Annotated in this window: 1 protein-coding gene; it reads left to right on the plus strand. The window is 66.2% G+C overall.

Annotation, left to right across the window (positions count from 1 at the left end; translation table 11 throughout):
• Positions 1 to 268: 268 nt before the first annotated feature.
• On the plus strand, positions 269 to 1,330 hold the full coding sequence (locus BOSE46_RS21325) for an IS110 family transposase (RefSeq protein WP_201299769.1): 1,062 nt from the start codon (positions 269 to 271) through the stop codon (positions 1,328 to 1,330).
• Positions 1,331 to 1,348: the final 18 nt, after the last annotated feature.

The following is a 1,348-nucleotide window of genomic DNA, read 5'->3' on the forward strand; positions in this document are numbered from 1 at the left end:
GCGGCGGAATGACTGTGAGGATCGCCAACGCAGCCTGATGGTGCTGGGCTGTGGTTGGTGACCGCGGGTGTGACCCTCGGAATGACTGGCTTTGTGCCTTGTTGCGACTTGTCCGCTCGTGGTCACCGGCCCCGGCCCGGTTGGAGGAGCTGGCCTGATCAGGAGCTTGACCACCTGGCGTTAGAGGCGCCTGGCGTGTCTCATCACAGTCCTGCCGAGCCTCCGTCCCGGACCGGAACCACGTCCCGTCCGACGAAGGAGAGAACGCATGAACAGTCTGACCGATCTACGCGAGGTGGTCGATGTCGTCATCGGCGTCGACACCCACGTCCACACCCACTCAGCGGCAGTGATCGATGCCGCGACTGGTGGTGTCCTCGACGAGATCACCGTCGAAGCAACAACACAGGGCTATGCCGAGCTGGTGGAGCTCGCCAACCACCACCCGATGCTGCGGGCCTGGGCGATCGAGGGGACCGGTGGTCACGGCGCCGGCCTGAGCCGATTCTTGATGGAGGCCTCAGAGATCGTCATCGAGCTGGACCGCCCGAAGCGGGCCGCGCGCCGCAACGGTGCGAAGTCCGATCCGCTCGACGCGATCCGCGCTGCACGTGAAGCGATGGCCCGGCCGCGGTTGGGAACTCCCCGCACCGGTGGCGATCGCCAAGGACTGTCGGTGCTTTTGGCTGCTCGCCGCTCCGCGATCAATGCCTCCACCGAGGCCCAACTGCAGGTCTTCAGCCTGGTCATCGCAGCACCCGAACCCATCCGAGCCAGGTTCCGCGGCCAGAAGCTTGCCGCGATGCTCAACACCGCGGCACGGCTACGGATTCATTCGTCGTGGGACACCGAGACGACCAGCACCGTGGTGGCGCTGCGGACCTTGGCCCGACGGGCGCACGCGATGCTGAAAGAGGCCAGGGAGCTGCAGAAGGCGATGGTGGCCATCATCCGCCGTTGGCGTCCTGACCTGCTCGAGCAGTTCGGCGTCGGACCCATCGTGGCCGCGACAGTGTTGTGCGCCTGGTCCCACCCCGGCCGCATCCACTCCGAGGCCGCGTTCGCGATGCTCGCCGGCGTGGCACCGATCCCAGCCAACAGTGGCCAGGTCACCAACCGTTACCGGCTCAACCGCTACGGCGACCGCAACCTCAACAACGCCCTGCACACCGTGGTCCAGAGCCGGATCCAATACCAGCAAGCCACCCGCGACTACGTCGCCCGACGCACCGCCGAAGGCAAAACCAACCGAGAGATCAAACGCTGCCTAGCCCGCTACGTCGCCCGCGACCTCTACCGACTACTCGAAAACGGCCCCGCAGCGGCTTGACGAAGCATAGGAGCGTCG

Source organism: Aeromicrobium sp. 9AM, from assembly GCF_902506105.1.
Classification (GTDB): domain Bacteria; phylum Actinomycetota; class Actinomycetes; order Propionibacteriales; family Nocardioidaceae; genus Aeromicrobium.